This window comes from Alcanivorax sp. IL3 (assembly GCF_047495465.1).
Taxonomy (GTDB): Bacteria; Pseudomonadota; Gammaproteobacteria; order Pseudomonadales; family Alcanivoracaceae; genus Alcanivorax; species Alcanivorax jadensis.
On record NZ_CP179931.1, the window covers coordinates 2,901,498 to 2,920,551 of the forward strand.

General features: G+C 61.2%; 13 protein-coding genes and 2 pseudogenes. 11 read left to right on the plus strand and 4 right to left on the minus strand.

The annotated features are described in order from the left end of the window. Nucleotides 1–34: 34 nt before the first annotated feature. Nucleotides 35–2,035 (minus strand): hypothetical protein, encoded by a 2,001-nt coding sequence (locus ACMG4M_RS13500; protein WP_273010331.1) that lies wholly within the window; start codon nucleotides 2,033–2,035, stop codon nucleotides 35–37. A 296-nt stretch (nucleotides 2,036–2,331) separates the two neighbouring features. Between ACMG4M_RS13500 and ACMG4M_RS13505 the strand changes: the two are divergent. The 4 genes and pseudogenes from ACMG4M_RS13505 (at nucleotide 2,332) to ACMG4M_RS13520 (ending at nucleotide 6,053) form a co-directional block, all read left to right on the plus strand. Continuing rightward, nucleotides 2,332–3,337: pseudogene (locus ACMG4M_RS13505) on the plus strand (PhoH family protein). After that, a complete protein-coding gene (ybeY, locus tag ACMG4M_RS13510) occupies nucleotides 3,309–3,818 on the plus strand; it encodes an rRNA maturation RNase YbeY (RefSeq protein WP_272963309.1) in 510 nt (169 codons plus the stop codon). Before ACMG4M_RS13505 ends, ybeY begins: the two are co-directional and overlap by 29 nt. After that, nucleotides 3,818–4,699, plus strand: coding sequence for an HlyC/CorC family transporter (locus ACMG4M_RS13515; protein WP_414430191.1), 882 nt, complete (start codon nucleotides 3,818–3,820; stop codon nucleotides 4,697–4,699). The genes ybeY and ACMG4M_RS13515 overlap by 1 nt, the downstream gene beginning before the upstream one ends. Before the next feature lie 40 nt (nucleotides 4,700–4,739). Then, a complete protein-coding gene (locus ACMG4M_RS13520; protein WP_414430192.1) occupies nucleotides 4,740–6,053 on the plus strand; it encodes a rhomboid family intramembrane serine protease in 1,314 nt (437 codons plus the stop codon). 342 nt (nucleotides 6,054–6,395) lie between these two features. Here the strand turns inward: ACMG4M_RS13520 and ACMG4M_RS13525 are convergent, their stop codons facing one another. Both ACMG4M_RS13525 and ACMG4M_RS13530 read right to left on the minus strand, forming a co-directional pair. Beyond that, nucleotides 6,396–7,136, minus strand: a complete 741-nt coding sequence (locus ACMG4M_RS13525; protein WP_414430193.1) for a hypothetical protein — start codon at nucleotides 7,134–7,136, stop codon at nucleotides 6,396–6,398. A gap of 7 nt (nucleotides 7,137–7,143) precedes the next feature. Further along, nucleotides 7,144–7,773, minus strand: a complete 630-nt coding sequence (locus tag ACMG4M_RS13530) for a B-box zinc finger protein (protein WP_414430194.1) — start codon at nucleotides 7,771–7,773, stop codon at nucleotides 7,144–7,146. A gap of 299 nt (nucleotides 7,774–8,072) precedes the next feature. On the opposite strand from ACMG4M_RS13530, the gene lnt reads away from it, so the two are divergent. From lnt to ACMG4M_RS13560, 6 genes and pseudogenes are all read left to right on the plus strand, one after another. After that, on the plus strand, nucleotides 8,073–9,560 hold the full coding sequence (lnt, locus tag ACMG4M_RS13535) for an apolipoprotein N-acyltransferase (protein WP_273010328.1): 1,488 nt from the start codon (nucleotides 8,073–8,075) through the stop codon (nucleotides 9,558–9,560). A gap of 94 nt (nucleotides 9,561–9,654) precedes the next feature. Further along, nucleotides 9,655–10,522 (plus strand): annotated as a pseudogene (locus tag ACMG4M_RS13540) (MBL fold metallo-hydrolase). A 12-nt stretch (nucleotides 10,523–10,534) separates the two neighbouring features. After that, the gene (locus ACMG4M_RS13545) at nucleotides 10,535–11,758 is read left to right on the plus strand and encodes a lycopene cyclase family protein (protein WP_414430195.1); all 1,224 of its coding nucleotides are present in this window, start codon (nucleotides 10,535–10,537) and stop codon (nucleotides 11,756–11,758) included. Nucleotides 11,759–11,784: 26 nt separating this feature from the next. After that, nucleotides 11,785–13,533, plus strand: coding sequence for a SulP family inorganic anion transporter (locus ACMG4M_RS13550; RefSeq protein ID WP_273010326.1), 1,749 nt, complete (start codon nucleotides 11,785–11,787; stop codon nucleotides 13,531–13,533). A gap of 37 nt (nucleotides 13,534–13,570) precedes the next feature. Continuing rightward, nucleotides 13,571–13,999 carry a TIGR01244 family sulfur transferase gene (locus ACMG4M_RS13555; RefSeq protein ID WP_035249261.1) on the plus strand — a complete coding sequence of 143 codons (429 nt, stop codon included), beginning with the start codon at nucleotides 13,571–13,573 and terminating at the stop codon, nucleotides 13,997–13,999. A 2-nt stretch (nucleotides 14,000–14,001) separates the two neighbouring features. Further along, nucleotides 14,002–15,747, plus strand: coding sequence for a SulP family inorganic anion transporter (locus ACMG4M_RS13560; protein WP_272963302.1), 1,746 nt, complete (start codon nucleotides 14,002–14,004; stop codon nucleotides 15,745–15,747). 115 nt (nucleotides 15,748–15,862) lie between these two features. Here ACMG4M_RS13560 and ACMG4M_RS13565 read toward each other — a convergent pair whose 3' ends face one another. After that, nucleotides 15,863–16,477 carry a YdcF family protein gene (locus tag ACMG4M_RS13565; RefSeq protein WP_035249265.1) on the minus strand — a complete coding sequence of 205 codons (615 nt, stop codon included), beginning with the start codon at nucleotides 16,475–16,477 and terminating at the stop codon, nucleotides 15,863–15,865. Nucleotides 16,478–16,617: 140 nt separating this feature from the next. Between ACMG4M_RS13565 and leuS the strand changes: the two genes are divergently transcribed. Next, complete coding sequence (gene leuS, locus ACMG4M_RS13570) at nucleotides 16,618–19,053, plus strand: leucine--tRNA ligase (protein WP_414430198.1); 2,436 nt, start codon at nucleotides 16,618–16,620, stop codon at nucleotides 19,051–19,053. Nucleotide 19,054 lies beyond the last annotated feature (1 nt).

Below are 19,054 nucleotides of genomic sequence, written 5' to 3' on the forward strand. Positions count from 1 at the left end.
CGATACAGGGAGCGGGAAAAGTGCTCCCCCGTGCTTACTCCGGAGCGCGGCCAAGATAATCCGCAATCAGCGACACCGATTCCGGCGACGACTGCATCCAGGTCTGCGAAGGCGTTACGTCACCACCGGCAGAATCGAGGATATTGTCAAAGCGCAGCACCATGCCCTGGGATTTCTCCGCCACATAGAGGTGCTCGCCATCAAAGGCAATATCCACCGGATTACCGAGCTGGGTGTTGCCCACCGTACTGTTGTCGCCGTTATCGATATTCACGGTGACATCGGTGATGCCATCAGCGGTTGAGCCGTTGTCCAGCACATACAGCTTGCCGTCGGTAGGATTCGCACCGCTGCCCACATCCGACAGGATCAGCTGGTCGGTTTCCGCCACATAGACAATGCCGTGCAGATTGGTCGGAGCGGCAAACGCTACACCCGCCTCGGCAGGGGTAATCACCCGGTCGGGGCCGGCACTGCCACGCGCCGTGCTGTAGCTGTCAAAGACCGCTACCGTGCCATCGGTGAGGGCCACGAAGAGCTGATCGGAATCCGGGTCGTAATCCAGATCCCAGGGCGCCACGGACAGGCTGGTCGTGAACAAAGGAGCGGCATCGCCACCGGCCTGGGCGCCGAACACCCGCACTGACGAGTTACCGTTATCGGTGACCAGCACCCAGCCCAGCGAGTCCGCCACATCAAAGCCTTTCGGTGCCATCAGCCCGGTGCTCGCGCCTTCAATCACCCGGTCACGGCTCACAGAGAACATCTCGCCATCGCGATCCGTCGCCAGGCGGTTGATCACAGCCAGGCCGGAGTCGTAGGTAATGTAGGCATCGCCCAACTGGTTGAATGCCAGGCTTTCGCGATCCTGGTTGGTGGAAAAGCCGCGCTGCATGGCGCCCAGATCCAGGTCCAGTACCACCACATCCGGGTCGCCCGGGGCTGCCGGCGGATTACTGGTTACCGCCACGCCGGTGAAGGTGGTGCCAGTGGTATCGAGATCGGAAAGGTCCGGTTGCAGCTCGGGCTCAAGAATAATGGCCAGGGATTCCGGTTTGATACTATCGACGACCTTGTTCGGCGCAATGTCCCCGGAACCGCCGGAAAACACGTTGCGGTACACCAGAATGGCATCGTTGGATTTTTCCGCGATGTAAACCGTGTTGCCGTCCAGCACCAGGTCCACCGGGTTGCCCAGCTTGGTCGCCGGGCCGGCCAGGGTCCGTACAGGCGTCACCGTGCCATTGGCCGTGGAAGCATTGCTGATCACATACAGCTGGCCATCATCCGCCACGGCAGCGTCACCCACATCACTGACTACCAGGGTGTCAGAGTCAGCCCGATAGGCGATGCCATGCATATTGGAGACGGTGCCTGCCGTATCCGGGGTAATCACCCGGGCGGGGGTCGACATGAAACCACCCGCAACATAGTCATCTACCACAATCACGGTGCCATTGGTCATGGCCAGGAACAAACGATCCGCCGCTTCGTCGTAGGCCAGATCCCAGGTATTTCCCGACAGGGCGGTACTGGCAAGGGGCGTCGCATTTGCCCCCGCTGCAGTGCCGTACACTTCCACACTGTTGCCGCCGATGTTCGCTGCCATTACCAGCCCGGCTTCATGGGCGATGGCAATCCCTTTGAGCGTCATGGACCCCGGTGCCGCCACACTACGGTCCAGCGTCGGCACCGCCGCGGAGCCGTCGGTTCGCTCAGCCAGCTGGTGCAGAACCTGTACAGTGCTGGGGGCCCCGGCACTGTCGTTGGCAACGTAGAGATTGCCCAGCAGGTCCAGCGCAATACCCTCATTGGCATCGGCATTGAACGTGCCTTGCACGTCCAGGTCAGCATTCAGGCGGTCGATCTGACCGGCATTACCACTGCCATTGTGCATCACCAGCAATGACGGCCCCTGGGCCACACCAGGGGAATTGATCAGGGATCGGTCACTGCCATTACCCCCACAGGCTGCCAGCGTTACCGCAACGGCCAGTGGCGACAGCCACAGCAAACCTTTGCCATTCACATTCATCTCATCTCTCCTTGGATAGCGATGCCGGCTTTACGCCGGTCAGTCAGGACAATGCGTCCTACTGCTGATACCGCCCCCGCACAGAAACGGATGTAACAGCGCGTAATAATTCTCGTTTGAAGTGTATCCGCCACAGAAATCGCGCCGCCCTACCGGTTGTCCGACACCCCGCCATCAACGCTTGCGGCCCGCCACCCTCCGGGGCTAGGCTGCGCGGGTAATTTTTCTTCCCCGTAAACACGCTTCGGGGTATTCTGAAACTCTCCGCAACAGCCCGAGGGGCCACGTTTTCCATCTTGGACACACCACTCGCTTCCCAGCACATCAGCCTCGAACCCAACGATTCCCGTCGCCTGGCCAGTCTCTGCGGCCACCTGGACGAGCACATCAAGCAGATAGCCCAGCGCCTGCATGTGGATATCCACAATCGTGGTAACCAGTTTCATCTGGCAGGGCCATCCGCCTCCGTGGAAGCCGCCGGGTCAATCCTGTATGAGCTTTATGATCAGACCCGCGATGGCACCGACCTGACGCCGGAAATGGTGCACCTGCAGCTGCAACAGTCCAACGTAGCCGACCATGCTGCTGCAAAAAGCATCGACAATACCAGTGGCGTTCCCCAGTGATGAAGTGGTGGTTCGTACCAAGCGGGTTCGTATAAAGCCCCGTGGCGCCCACCAGCGCGAGTATGTGAAACAGATCCGCAAAAACGATATCAATTTCGGCGTCGGCCCGGCCGGCACCGGCAAAACCTGGCTGGCAGTCGCCTGCGCCGTGGATGCGCTGGAAAAAGCGGAAATTCAACGGATCCTGCTGGTACGTCCGGCGGTTGAGGCCGGCGAAAAGCTGGGCTTTCTGCCCGGGGACCTGGCAGAAAAAATCGACCCCTATTTGCGCCCTCTCTACGATGCCCTCTACGAAATGCTCGGCTTTGAAACCGTGGCCAAGCTGATGGATCGCATGGTGATTGAAGTGGCACCGCTGGCCTACATGCGCGGGCGAACCCTGAACAACAGCTTCGTGATTCTGGATGAAGCCCAGAACACCACCCCGGAACAGATGAAGATGTTCCTGACCCGCATCGGTTTCGGAACCCGCGCCGTCATCACCGGGGATGTGACCCAGGTGGATCTGCCCCGTCATCAACGCTCCGGCCTGGTGAATACCCTGGAAGTGCTCGACGGCGTAAAAGGGATCGGCGTGACCCTATTCGACAGCCGCGACGTGGTTCGCCACCCGCTGGTACAACGTATTGTAGAGGCCTACGACCGCCATGAACGGGATACCGACACCCAGCGTTGATATCCAGTGGGCCAGCGACGCCCCGGACGCTCCCGACGAATCCCGGTTATGCAACTGGGTACGCCATGCTGCCCAGGTAGCCGGCGGCGTGGTCGGCGACATCACCCTGCGTATCGTCGATGAAGACGAAATCCGCACCCTCAACCGGGACTACCGCGACAAGGACAAGCCCACCAATGTGCTGTCCTTCCCGTTTGAGATGCCCGAAGGCCTTCCCGAAGATGCCATGGAGCCGCTGCTCGGCGACATCATTCTCTGTGCCCCGGTGGTACGCCGGGAGGCCGCCGAACAGAACAAGACCCTGCAAGCCCACTGGGCTCACATGGTCACCCACGGTGTACTGCACCTGCTGGGCTACGATCACATTGATGACGAGGACGCGCAGATCATGGAAGCCATGGAAATCCGCGCCCTTAACGAACAGGGTTTTGCCGACCCTTACAACATTGAGCCACACACCAATATGGAGCTTCACCCCTGATGTCGGACGACTATTCGGATAACGGTACCAGCCGAAGTTGGTTGGAGCGTGTCGGCCAGTTTTTCTCCTCCACGCCCGGCGACCGGAGTGAACTGCTGGACCTGATGCGCTCCATGCGCGATTCCCACATTATCGACGGGGACACCCTGGGAATTATCGAAGGCGCCGTCTGTGTCGCCGATATGCAGGTACGCGAGATCATGATTCCGCGCTCCCAGATGGTCAGCATCAAGGCCAGCTCCGACCCGCGGGATTTCCTGCCCACCATCATTGATTGCGCTCACTCCCGTTTCCCGGTCCTGGGCGACGACCCGGATGAAGTGATCGGCATCCTGCTGGCCAAGGACCTGCTACCGTTAATCCTCGATCCGGCCCGCATGGACCGTTTCGCCATCAAGGATCATATCCGCTCTGCTATGGTGGTACCCGAGTCCAAACGGCTCGACTCACTGCTGCGCGAATTCCGTATCAGCCGCAATCATATGGCCATCGTGGTCAACGAATATGGCGGCGTGGCCGGGCTGGTCACCATTGAAGATGTGCTGGAACAGATCGTCGGGGAAATTGAAGACGAACACGACGTAGAAGAAGAGGACTACCTGATCAAGGATTTGGATAATCAGGAGTACACCGTCAAGGCGCTGACACCCATCGATGATTTCAACGAGCACTTCCACTGCCAGTTCAGCGATGAGGAATTCGACACCATCGGCGGGCTGGTGATGCAGAAGTTCGGCCGCTTACCCGGCCGCGATGAAAGCGTGGAACTGGATGGCTATCTCTTCACCGTGCTCAGCGCCGACGGCAGAACAATAAGATTGCTGCGGGTTACACCGCCGGGGGAAAACCAGGATGCCACTGCCACAGAGGTCGAAAGCTGACACCATCTCCGCCCTGTTAAAAGCACCGTGGGTGACGGCCGTGATTGCCGTTGCCCTGTTGCTCGGCGCCTTGCTCAACCCGGCTAACGCACCCCAGCCGGTACTTGGCTGGTACGTGGACAGTGGTCTGAAAACCCTGGAATGGGACAACTACCTGTCCTGGCTACGCTTTAACGGGCGTGGCGAACTGGCCGGCCAGCTGGAACAGCAGCTCGCCAGCGGCGATAGCCACGCTTACAGCGCGGCGCTGCTGTCGCCCAGCTTCGTCAAAGACAGTGACCTGCGCGCCCGGGACTTCTGGTCACCGGCCCAGATAGAAAAGTGGAAAACCCTGCGCCAGCAAACACAGGATCAACTTGCCGCCAGCAACTTGTACCGCTGGGGGCTACCAGACAACAGCCCCCGCCCGGCCCGTTTCTTTACCTCCCCCTTTGCAGGTGGCTCCCTGTGGCTAACCGCTCTCACCGTGTTTCTGCTGGTGCCACTGGCATTCCCCCTGGAGCGTCAGCTTGGCCATGGCCGGGTACTGACCCTGTGGCTGCTGGGCTGCCTGCTGGCCGGTGCCGGCTACCTGCTGGTGGCTCGCAGCGGGCAGCTGCCGTTTCATGGCGCCGTCGCACCGCTCATGGTCTGGTATGGAGCCTTCCTCGGCTTGCAGGGCTGGCGCACTTCCCTGCCGGTCTGGTTACCAGGCAAGGCAAGGACATCCATATCCCTGCCCACCCCGGCCCTGGCGGCAATGCCGCTGGTACTACTGGGGTTACTGGCCTGGCAAGCCCAGCCGGCCATAGCCAATCTGGCCGCCGGCGCACTGGCCCTGGCCGGTGGCACCCTGCTGATCCAGCTCATGCGCCCGGCGGAGCCGTCCGTGAACACCGAAACAGCCACGCCTGCGGATCCACAGGATCAACAGGGGCTGCAACGGGGCTGGGATGCCCTCGCCCAGCTGCAGGCGGACGCTGCCAGCGAGGCCTTTCAGCAAGTACTGGACCGGCAGCCGGATCACTTTGATGCCCTGACCGGCCTCTTCAATGCCCGCCGCATGGGCCAGGACAGCAACGGCTGGGTCGACATCTCCCATCGCCTGTTTGCCCACCCAGCCAGCGAAAAGGGACAAGCCCAACAAGTTGTCGGTTGCTGGCAGCAGTTCCGCCAGCAGCAGGGCGCCGAATTACCCTCTTCCGTTGGTTGGCATCTGGTAACCACCCTGACCCGGGCCGGTGAATTTGCCCAGGCAGAAGCACTGGCCGTCAGTCTGGATCACCACGACACTCGCAAGCCTGCCCTGCAGGTCTTGCGCGATGCACTCCATCGGGAAGGTTTGGGTCACCGGGCCAAGGCGCTGGAAGTGTAGCGGCGAGCCCCAAGTTGTAACGCGGACTGGGCCATGCTGGTCGAATAACGCCCTGCCCGCGTTTAACGCAACAATCCGATCTGTAGGAGCGTCGCTGGCGGCGCGATTGAATGTAGGAGCACCTCTTGAGGTGCGAACCGAGCGCAGCGAGGCAACAGAGGATTGTCTGTCAGCCGTTCTTTCTGAAACCTGTCGAGGTCTGAAATGCCTGATCGCCCTGCGGTCGATTTCCTTGCTCCGCAAGGTTCGCACCTCAAGAGGTACTCCTACAGCGGCTTCGAAGAAAGCTCGGAGGTTGAGGAACTTTCGGATCTTTCTCTATCCCACGAGCGTAGCTCGCCCCTACCCCCACGCGGCCCGGTAGTCCGCCACCTGCTTGCGCAGTTTCGCATCCCGGCACTGGCTTTCCACAAATCGCAGGTACTGCTCCGCCTTGCCGGCGAGTCCGAATTGCTCGGCGAGAATCTTTGCCAACAACAGATAGGCGTCGCCTAATTCGCTGAAATCCGGGTGCCGATCATGCAGGTCCTTGAGCAGCCCCACGGCTATTTTCGGCTCCTGTTCGTGGATACCCCGGGCCAGGGCCAGACGCAGGGAGGGCGATGCGGGCAGCCAGGTTGGCTCTACATCTCGCTGACGAGCCAGCAACGCCAGCGCCTCGGTCCAGGCGCCGGACACCACCAGCATTTCCAGATAGGTGGGCGCGGCGCTGCGGCGCTCATCGTGCCGGCCGGTAATATCCAGAAGCCGGTCATAACGTTGCCAGTCCGCCACGGTGGCCTTTTTGCTCTTCAGGGTTTTGGCCGTGCTCAGCAGCACCTTGTCAAAGCGCCCGGCACAGAGCTGAACCCGCTGGCGCCGCTCTTCCAGCGAGGTGGTCACTTTCTTGCCTCCCTGATCCAGTCCCCAAAGACGGCCATGACGGGCCAGGATATCGCCGCACAGGCAGGCCAGGGCGAGCCACCAGACTGCCGCCAACGCCCCGGCCAGTCCCTGGGCAAGGGGTAGCGGCATCACATCCACGGCCACGGCAACCAGCGCTACGCCCAACAGCCACCCCACCGATGCCAGAAGGGCAGCCACCGCATAATCACGCGGTGCGGAGAAGATATAGGTCAGTGCCGCCGCATAGGAGCCGGGCTCCGACCCACTGGGCCTGAATGGCGAGCCAGAAAGCCGGCACCAGCAACAGGCCGACAGCACCAATCAGCAACCCCGCCGGCACCGACACCATCAGCAGCACAAACCCGGCCGGCACCATCACCAGCAGGGCCGGCAAAGCCTGCAATAACGCCGCCCTCCAGCCCGCCATATCAGTCAGGCAATCCCAGCCCGGAGCACTACTTTTCCGGGCTTTGCCGGGGTGGCTGCGCAAGGTCATCACTGCCCGGGCAAAGCCCCAAGTCGGCAGCCCTGCCAGCAACACCACCGGCACCATTACCGGCAAGGGCGGCACCAGCGACGCCAACAACGCCCACAGCACCAGCAGCGGTAACAGCACAGGGGCAAACGGGTAGCGCAGGTAACGATCCAGTTGCCGCCACAGAGGGCCACCCTGTCCCTGCTCACTGCTTTCCAGTTCCTGGTTGCAGAGCAGGCAACGGGCCTCTATCAGGCTGTCATTACGGCCATCCACACATTGCTGACACAGATACAGCCCATCATGGCTGCAATACCAGAGCGCTTCCGCCCCCGGATGGTACTTGCAATAGCGATTCACTATGATGCCCCCAAGCTTTCAGTTGAAAGTTCAAAGTTGAAAGGCGCGGATTGAGTCGTAGCCACTCGAACAACGTCAGGCCCGCGCCGCACTCTTTTGAAGGAACAGCGCGGGTACGGCCTTTGCCGCTTCCATGGCCTGTCCCGCGCTTTTAAACTTTGAACTTTCAACTCACCCCGAACACGGCCCGTAGAGCAAAGCCGTTAATTGATTTTGCTTGCTACTTTATTCGTATTATTGCACAGACTCTAGCCGTAACCGCCCAGCGGCCTGGCCGCCATCATGAAACGAGGAATTCCATGCGCCACCGTTTGCTGGCCCTGATTGCCGGCCTGCTTTTCCCCCTTGCCTTCGCGCCCTATGACCTGTGGCCGCTGCTGTTTGTCAGCGTGGCCGCCGGCTTCTGGTGTCAGCAGCAGGCCGGCTCCGGCAAGGAAGCCTTCCTGCGCGGCTGGCTCTATGGCCTGGGCATGTTCGGGTTCGGCGTGTCCTGGGTGCATGTCTCCATGCACGACTATGGCTACATGCCATTGTGGATGGCGATTCCCTTTACGGCGATGTTCGCCGCCTTTCTGGCTCTGTTCTACGGCCTGACGTTTTCCCTGAGCTGGCGACTGGGGCGCTCGGCACTGGTGTTCGCCGGTATCTGGCTGCTGCTGGACTGGCTGCGCGGCTGGCTGCTCACTGGTTTCCCCTGGCTGTATGCCGGGTACGCACTGATTGATACCCCCCTGGCCAGCCTGGCGCCTCTGGGCGGGGTCTGGCTGCTGAGCCTCGCCACGGTACTGCTCAGCGCCACCCTGATTCAGCTTCGCCAGCCGGGCCCGCTGCGCTGGGTTGCCGCCGGCCTCTCGGTACTTGTTCTGCTCACCGCCATTGCCAGCCATTTCCTCACGTTTACCCATGCCAACGGCCCGGAACAGAAAGTGGCGTTGGTGCAGGGCAATATTCCCCAGGACCTTAAGTGGCAGATTTCCATGCGCGGCGAGACTCGCCGTATCTATCACGAGCTGACCCGGGAGATTCCCGCCGACACCCTGGTGCTGTGGCCGGAGTCGGCCATGACCGAGTTCTACCAGACCATTACCGATTTCATCGAGGATGAAGGTAACCAACTGGCAGACCGTAACGGCGCCCTTATCACAGGCATTCCCTGGCGCAGCGTCAGCGACGCGGACATTACCTATCGCAACAGCATCGCGGCCATTCCGCTTCGCGACAGTGAGAACGACAGCGAGCGGGTCTACCACAAGCAGAAGCTGGTGCCCTTTGGCGAATACGTCCCCATGCAATCGCTGATTCGCGGCCTGATCCCCTTCTTCGATTTGCCCATGTCCGGCTTTACGCCGGGGGATCCCAGTCAGCCCAACCTGCAGGTACTGGGCCATACCGTGGCGCCCTTTATCTGCTACGAGATTCTCTACCCGCAACTGGTGGCCAGCCGCAGCCATGATGCCGATGTGCTGGTGACCATCAGCAATGATGCCTGGTTCGGCAGCTCCGCTGGCCCGGTCCAGCATTTCCAGATGGCCCGTTTACGGGCGCTGGAAACCGGCCGCTGGCTGCTGCGCGGCACCAACAATGGCGTCACCGCCGTTATCGACCACCAGGGCCGGATCGTGGACGCCCTTCCCCAGTTCGAGCGTGATGTGCTTTACAGCCATTACCAGCCACGTACCGGCATCACGCCATTCATGGCCCTGGGCGTCTGGCCCTGGCTGGTGCTCTCGGGGCTGTTGTTGCTGCCCGCCATGCTGGGAAGGAAGAAGAAACACCCCTATATATAACTTTACAGTATAAGCTTATTACTAATTTGACTTTGCTTGAATTCCCTTCTATAACTGTGCATGAACGCTGCCCAGTCACAGGAGGGAACAAGCCATGTCTCGTCCAACCGTCAAAGCTTTTTTCGACAACGACACCAACACCGTCAGCTATGTGGTGACAGACCCGCAAACCCGGCAATGCGCCATTGTGGACTCTGTGCTGGACTACGACCCCAAAGCTGGACGTACCCGCCATGACAGTGCCAGCCAGATTGTGGCCTACGTCAAACAGGAAGGCCTCACCGTAGACTGGTTGCTGGAAACCCATGTGCATGCGGATCATCTTTCCGCCGCACCACTGGATCCAGCAACAAGTGGGCGGCAAGCTGGCCATCGGCGAGCATATACGCACCGTGCAGGACACCTTCGGCAAGGTCTTCAACGCCGGCACCGAGTTCGCTCGTGACGGCCGTCAGTTCGATCATCTGTTTGCCGATGGCGACACCTACAAGGTCGGCAACATTGAGGCGCGGGCCATTCACACTCCGGGGCATACCCCGGCCTGCATGAGCCATGTGATCGGCGATGCGGTGTTTGTCGGCGACACCCTGTTCATGCCGGATTATGGCACCGCCCGCTGCGACTTCCCCGGCGGTGATGCCCGCACCCTGTACCAGTCCGTGCAAAAGCTGCTGGCCCTGCCGGACGACACCCGCATGTTCCTCTGCCACGACTATCTGCCGGAAAGCCGCAGCGAATACCAGTGGGAAACCACCGTGGGCGATCAGCGTCGCCACAATATCCACGTGCACGAAGGCGTTTCCGAGCAGGAGTTCGTCAGCATGCGCGAAAAACGCGATGCCACCCTGGATATGCCGCGACTGATTCTGCCTTCGGTGCAGATCAATATGCGCGCCGGCCACCTTCCTCCCGAGGAAGACAATGGCATTAGCTACCTGAAAATTCCGCTGAACGCACTGTAAGAGGCGATGACCATGACACCGACTCTGTGGGACGTAGTGGTGATCGGCGGCGGTGCCGCCGGCATTGCGGTGGCAGCCAGTATCCTCAAGCGCAAGCCGCACCTGTCCGTGGCCATCGTGGAGCCCAGCGACCGCCACTTTTATCAGCCCGCCTGGACCCTGGTGGGTGGCGGCTGTTTCAACCCAGCCAATACCTGCAAAGCCACCAGCAAGCTGATCCCAAACGGTGCCAAGTGGTTGCGCAGCCGGGTGACTGAAATGGAGCCGACGCACAACCGGGTAACTCTGGAAGACGGCCAGTCACTGAATTACCAGTTTCTGGTGGTTGCGCCGGGACTGGAGCTGAACCTGGGCGCCATCGAGGGCCTGGAAAGCAGCCTTGGCAAGCACGGCGTTACCAGCAACTATCTCTTTGAATTGGCGTCCTATACTTGGGAATGCGTGCGAAACCTGCAGCGTGGCCGAGCTCTGTTCACCCAACCGCCCATGCCTATCAAGTGTGCCGGCGCGCCGCAGAAGGCCATGTACCTGTCCTGCCACCACTGGGAAGAAACCGGTACCCTGGGCAACATTGATGTGCAGTTCCATAATGCCGGCGCCGTACTGTTCGGCGTGGCGGATTTTGTGCCGCCACTGATGGAATATGCGAAGCGCTACAACGCCAATCTGAATTTCAATAGCACCCTGATCGCCGTGGATGGCCCGGCCCGCGAAGCCACCTTCCGGCGTACCAATGGCGATGGCACCAGCACCGACCACACCGAGCCCTTCGACATGCTGCATGTGGTACCGCCGCAACGGGCCCCACAGTTTGTGCGCGACAGCGAGCTGGCCAACGAGGCCGGCTGGGTCGCCGTGGACGAAGCCACCCTGCAGCACCCCCGTTTTGCCAATGTATTCAGCCTGGGCGATGCCTGCGGGGCCAGCAATGCCAAAACCGCCGCCGCCGTGCGAAAGCAGGCGCCGGTGGTGGCCGAAAACCTCTGCGCGGTGCTGGAAAATCGTGCGCCGACAGCTCGCTATGAAGGCTATGGCGCCTGCCCGCTGACCGTGGAAAAAGGCAGGGTCGTGCTGGCCGAATTTGGCTATCAGGGCAAACTGCAACCCAGCTTCCCGCTCGATCCCACCGTACCGCGCCGGAGTATGTGGTGGCTGAAACGTCATGCCATGCCAAAGATCTACTTCGAGCTGATGCTAAAGGGCCATGAGTGGCTGGCCAGGCCAGGCAAACTCTGACGCGTGACACAACAAGGGATGGCAAGATGAAACTGCCTGCCTGGTTGGGCGCCGCCCAGTGGCTGCCCCACTACAACCGCGAGACCGCTGCCCGGGATAGCGTGGCAGCGGTGATCGTCACCATCATGCTGATTCCCCAGAGCCTGGCCTACGCCATGCTCGCCGGGCTGCCGCCGGAAGTCGGTCTCTACGCCAGTATCCTGCCACTGGTTGTCTATGCCCTGCTCGGTTCCAGCCGAACCCTGGCGGTTGGCCCGGTGGCAGTAGCCTCGCTGATGACTGTTGCTGCGGCCAGTCAGGTAGCCACGGCCGGCAGTCAACAATACCTGGCAGCCACTATTATTCTGGCTTTTCTGTCCGGCACCATTCTTCTGGTGATGGCTCTGCTTCGACTGGGCTGGATTGCCAATCTGTTATCGCACCCTGTGGTGAGCGGCTTTATCAGTGCCTCCGGCCTGCTGATTGCCGCCAGTCAGCTCAAGCATCTGCTGGGAATCCCCCTGTCGGGCCACAACCTGGTAGAGCTTGGCCACTCCCTGGCACAGCATTTTCCTGAAACCCATTGGCCCACAGTGGTGCTCGGCACGCTGGTTACGACCTTCCTGTTCTGGGTACGCAAGGCGCTCAAGCCGCTGCTGCAAAAACTCGGCTTCAATGCATTCTGGTCCGACCTGGTGAGTAAAGCAGGACCAGTCATCGCCGTACTGGGATCCACCCTGGCCGTGGCCATGCTGGAACTGGATAGCGGCGGCATGGCCATTGTCGGTCACATTCCCGAAGGCCTGCCCTCACTGTCATTACCCGTATTTGACGCTGACCTCTGGCAGGCACTACTGCTGCCCGCTCTGCTGATCAGCCTGATCGGCTTTGTGGAATCCATCTCTGTTGCCCAGACCCTGGCGGCCAAACGTCGCCAGCGCATCAATGCCAACCAGGAACTGATGGGGCTGGGCGGCGCAAACCTGGCCAGCGCCTTCAGCGGCGGCTTTCCGGTGACCGGAGGCTTCTCCCGCTCCGTGGTGAATTTCGATGCCGGCGCACGGACCCCCATGGCCGGCGTATTCACCGCCATAGGCATTGCCCTCACCGCGCTGTTTTTGACCGGCGCTTTCACCTACCTGCCCAAGGCAACCCTGGCCGCCACCATTGTGGTCGCTGTGCTATCGCTGGTGGACCTGCCGGCGCTGAAACACACCTGGCATTTCTCCCGACTGGATTTCACAGCCATGGCCATCACCATGGTCGGAGTACTGGGCTGGGGCGTGGAAGCCGGTGTGCTGGCCGGGGTGGTCACCTCCCTGGCGCTCTATCTATGGCGCACCAACCAGCCCCATGTCGCCGAAGTGGGCCAGGTTCCCGGCACCGAACATTTCCGCAATGTGCAGCGTCACCAGGTACGGGTGTCTCCCCGTGTGCTGAGCATGCGTATCGATGAATCCCTGTATTTTGCCAATGCCCGGGGCCTGGAAGACCGTATCTACGATGCTGCACTGCTGCGTCCGCAAACAGAACACGTGGTACTGATGGGCACCGCCATCAATCACCTGGATGCCAGTGCCGTGGATAGCCTGTTGAGCCTGAACCAACGTCTGGATGATGCCGGTATCCGGCTGCACCTTTCCGAAATCAAGGGGCCGGTCATGGACCAGTTGCAACACACCGCCCTGCCGGCATTACTGACCGGTCAGATATTCCTCACCCAATATCAGGCCGTTCGCACACTGGCACCGGAAAGCATCGAGGAAAATCCCGCTCCCCCTTGCAGCCCTGTCTGACACGGTTAAGCTGAGCGTTCATTCGCAAGGAGTTTTCATGGCTACCATCAATCGCCTTAACGAGAGTCTGTCTGTGGCACCGCAGCTGCAGCCTGAGGATATGGCCGAGCTGGCCAAGGCCGGGTTCAAGACCGTCCTCAACAACCGCCCCGATGGCGAAAGCGAAGACCAGCCCAGCAGCGCCGAGCTGGCCGCCGCGGCAGAAGCCGCTGGCCTTGAATATGCCCATCAACCGGTGGTCGGCAATAACATCAGCGACGTGGACATCGACGGTTTTGACGCCATCGTTTCTCTGGCAGAGCAACCGGTACTGGCCTTCTGCCGCACCGGCACTCGCTGCACCACCCTGTGGGCCCTGACCCAGGCGGACGAGCAGGATAACGCCAGCATCCTGGCCACCGCCGAGCAGGCCGGCTATGACCTGAGCCAGCTTGCCGACCGACTCGACCAGCGCCGGGGCCAGTAAGCATGGCCGATGCCGGCCGCCGGTTTCGCTGGCTGCCGGCCAGTGACTGGCTCGCCAGCTACAACCGCGAGCAGGCGGCCGGGGACACCCTGGCTGCCATCATCGTCACCATCCTGCTGGTTCCCCAGGGTCTGGCCTACGCCATGCTCGCCGGCATGCCGCCGGAAACCGGCCTCTATGCCAGCATCCTGCCGCTGATTCTCTACGCCCTGTTCGGCACCAGCCGTACCCTGTCCGTGGGCCCCGCCGCCCTCACTTCACTGATTACCGCGTCCGCCGCCGGCACCCTGGCCCAGGGCGATCCGCAACTGTTCATCCAGGCTGCCATCGGCATGGGGCTGCTGTCCGGGCTGTTTCTGGTGGCCATGGCCATATTGCGGCTGGGCTGGCTCACCAACCTGCTCAGCCACCCGGTGATCACCGGCTTCATCAGTGGCTGTGCCATTCTCATTGCCGCCAGTCAGCTCAAGCACCTGTTGCGCATCGACGCCTCCGGCGAAGAGCTGGTGACACTGGCACAGACCCTGGCGCAACAGCTGCCGCAGACTCACTGGCTGACACTGGCCATCAGCCTGATCGCCATTGCCTGCCTGCTGATCCCGAAATACCTGGCCACCCCCCTCAAGGCCACGCGACTGCCCGGCTGGCTGGTGGCCTTTATCAGCAAATGCGGACCGATTCTGGCCGTACTGGTCACCACCCTGCTCACCGTGACCCTGTCGCTGGATAGCCGTGGCCTTGCCGTGGTCGGGGCGATCCCCGCGGGGCTGCCCGAATTCACCCTGCCCGGGCTGGGCCGCGAACACTGGCAAAGCCTGATTACCCCGGCCGCGTTACTGGCGCTGATCGGCTTTGTGGAATCCATTTCCCTGGCCCAGGCCCTCGCGGCCAAACGTCGTCAGCGCGTGGATGCCAACCGGGAACTGATGGGGCTGGGTCTGGCCAACATCGGTAGCGGCCTGTCCGGCGCGTTCGCCGTGACCGGCAGCTTTTCCCGCACCACGGTGAATTACGACGCCGGTGCACGCACGCCCATGGCCGGCCTGCTGACCGGTATCGGTATCGCTCTGGTGGCCCTGTTTTTTACCGGTTGGTTCCAGTACCTGCCACTGGCATCCCTGGCCGCCATCATCGTGGTCGGCATCCTGCCACTGATCAATCTGTCGGAATTGAAACACCTGTGGGCATTCAGTCGCCCGGATGCCCTGGCCATGGCTGCCACCCTGGCCGGGGTGCTGCTGATCAATGTGCAGAGTGGCTTATTGCTGGGGGTAGTGCTTTCCGTGGCCCTGTTCCTGTGGCGCACCAGCCAGCCCCATGTCGCCGAGCTGGGCCGCATTCCCGGTACCCATCATTTTCGCAACATGGATCGCCATAGCGTTGAACTCACCGAGGAGGTGCTGTCCATCCGGGTGGACGAATCCCTCTATTTCGGCAATGCCCGCACCCTGGAGGACCGTATCTACGACGAGGCCCAGGCGCACCCTCAGATTCAGCATGTGGTGCTGCACTGCTCCGGCATCAATCACCTGGATGCCAGCGCCATGGAAAGTCTGGAAAGCCTGAACGAACGATTGAAAAACGCCGGAGTGACCCTGAACCTGTCCAATGTGAAGGGGCCGGTAATGGACGTGCTGGTAAAAACCGACTTTCCGAAGGTGCTGACCGGCAGGGTCTATCTGAGCCACTACCAGGCCATGGAAGTACTGGCGCCGGACAGTCTGCAAGAGCAGGATCCTGACGCCTGACGCCTGACGCCTGACGCCTGACGCCTGACGCCTGACGCGAATCAGTTTAAACGTGCCCTGAGAGCATCAAGCGTTTTGCGATTTTTTGCGTCCGGCGTCGGGCGCCCAGCATCTCCTACAAATACCGCAGGTGATACCACACCAGCGCCAGCCATTCGTACCAGATCTCCGGCACCATGGATAACGCCCCGGCGGAGGGCACCCACTCCTGCTTTGGCAACCGCTTGCGCCAGGCAGCCTGGGCCAGCACCCCCTGGCTCTGAAAACACAGTAGAGCCCGCGGCAGGTGAGCCCGATCGCTGACCAGGATGATCTCGTCGATGCTACGCTGACCCAGCAGCTCACCGCTGTACACGGCATTTTCCCAGGTATTACGGCTTTTCCCTTCCTCCAGCACCGTCATGGTCGGCCAGCGTCGGCGCACCAGTTCCGCCATCAACTGTGCTTCGGAAGGCTCGTTATCCGCATGGGGAGTGGTGCTGATGCCGCCACTGACTACCAGCGGCAAACTATGCTCATGGGCCATTTCCGCGGCCAGCTGCAACCGCCGCAGGCCACGGGTGGTCAGGGAAAACTGGCCATCACGTTGGCGCCGTCCGGCACCCAGTACCACCACCGCCTGGGGAGTAATACCGGTATTGCGTCGCGGCAGGGGCGGCAACAGGCTGCGGACCACTGCCGGCAGGGTTCCCCCCACCAGCACCAGCAGCACCAGGTAGGTCAACGCCATCGGCACTCCCGTTTGCGGTGATTATTCAGCCAACACTTTCGCGGTGCAGACCAGTGAGAAATCCGGGCTGAGCTCATGTATCCTATGTCCCCTTCGCAACCGCGATGTTCCCGTAAGTTTTTTTGATCAGTAGAGAGCCGATGGACGCACAGTATCGCCCCGATCAAGTCGAAGCCCAAGCCCAGCAGTACTGGGAGGATAACCAAAGCTTCAAGGTCACCGAAGAGGCCGGCAAGGAAAAATTCTATTGCCTGAGCATGTTCCCCTACCCGTCCGGGCGGCTACACATGGGCCACGTGCGCAACTACAGCATCGGCGATGTGATCAGCCGCTACCAGCGGATGCAAGGCAAGAATGTGCTGCAGCCCATGGGCTGGGACGCCTTCGGCCTGCCCGCCGAGAACGCCGCCATCAAGAACAAGGTGGCTCCGGCCAAGTGGACCTTCGAGAACATCGACTACATGCGCGGGCAACTCCAGCGCTTGGGCTTCGGCTACGACTGGGATCGTGAGCTGGCCACCTGCACCCCGGAATACTATCGCTGGGAACAGTGGTTCTTCACAAAGCTCTACGAGAAGGGCCTGGTGTATCGCAAGATGTCAACGGTGAACTGGGACCCGATCGATCAGACCGTACTGGCCAACGAGCAGGTGATTGATGGCCGCGGCTGGCGCTCCGGTGCCCTGGTGGAACAGAAAGAGATCCCCCAGTGGTTCATCAAGATCACCGACTACGCCGATGAATTGCTGACAGATCTGGATCAACTGGATGGCTGGCCGGAACAGGTCAAGACCATGCAGCGCAACTGGATCGGCCGCTCCGAAGGAGTGGAAATGGAGTTCGCCATTCAGGGCGAAGCGCCTCTGCGCGTCTACACCACCCGCCCGGACACCCTCATGGGCGTGAGCTACGTGGCCGTGGCAGCAGCGCATCCGCTGGCGAAGAAAGCCGCTGCCGCCAACCACGAAGTGGCGGACTTTGTGGAAGAGTGCCTGCACAACAAGGTGGCCGAAGCCGATATGGCCACCATGGAAAAGAAAGGCATCTACACCGGCCTCACCGCGACTCACCCGATCAGCGGCGAGCAGGTACCGGTCTGGGTGGCCAACTTCGTGCTGATGAGCTATGGCACCGGTGCCGTCATGGCGGTCCCCGCCCATGACCAGCGCGATTACGAATTTGCGAAGAAATATGGCCTGCCCATCAACCAGGTGATTGAGCCTGCCAATGGTGAAGCCATTGACCTGGACAGCGAAGCCTTCACCGAAAAGGGCAAGCTGGTGAACTCCGGGGAATTCACCGGCAAGACCTCCGCCGACGCCTTCGACGCCATCGCCACCTGGCTGAGCGAACGCAACTTGGGCGAGAAGAAGGTGAATTACCGCCTGCGCGACTGGGGCGTCTCCCGGCAGCGCTACTGGGGCGCTCCCATTCCCATGGTGGAAACCGAAGACGGTGAACTGCACCCCACCCCGGAAGACCAATTGCCGGTGGTGCTGCCCACCGAGGTGGAAATGGACGGCGTGAAAAGCCCCATCAAGGCCGACCCGGAATGGGCCAAAACCACCTTTGACGGCCAGCCCGCCCTGCGCGAAACCGACACCTTCGACACTTTCATGGAATCCAGCTGGTACTACGCCCGTTACTGCTGTCCGCAGAACGATCAGGCCATGCTGGACCCGGCGGCCGCCAACTACTGGCTGCCGGTGGATCAATACGTGGGCGGCATTGAACACGCCATCCTGCACCTGCTCTACTCGCGCTTCTTCCACAAGCTGCTGCGCGACACCGGCCTGGTGGAATCCGACGAGCCCTTCAAGCAACTGCTGTGTCAGGGCATGGTGCTCAAAGACGGCGCCAAGATGTCCAAGTCCAAGGGCAACACCGTGGACCCCCAGGAAATGATCGAGGAATACGGTGCCGATACCGTACGCCTGTTCATGATGTTTGCGGCGCCGCCGGAGCAATCCCTGGAGTGGAACGATTCCGGTGTGGAAGGCGCCTTCCGTTTCCTCAAACGCCTGTGGCGACTGGTGGCCGAACACGTTGAAGCCGGCAATACGGGCGCGCTGGATCCGGCCTCCCTGGACGATGCCGGCAAGGCCCTGCGTCGCAAGACCCACGAAACCATCCAGAAGGTCAGCGACGATTTCCATCGCCGCCACACCTTCAACACTGCCATCGCCGCGGTGATGGAACTGATCAACGAGGTGAGCAAGTTTGAAGGCGAGCCTGCCGTGCGCCAGGAAGCCCTGGAAGCCGCTGTGCTGCTGCTCTCCCCCATCACCCCGCACGCTTCCCACAGCCTGTGGCAGGCGCTGGGCCATGACGAGGCAGCACTTAACTCCGCCTGGCCCCGGGTAGACGAAAGCGCGCTGGTGAAGGACAGTCTCGAACTGGTGGTGCAGGTAAACGGCAAGGTACGCGCCAAGCTCGAGGTGCCCGCCAACGCCGACAAGGACACCGTGGAAAACCTGGCCAAGGCCGAGCCCAATGTGCAGAAATTCACCGACGGCAAAACCATCCGCAAGGTGATCGTTGTGCCGGGTAAACTGGTCAACATCGTTGCCAACTGAG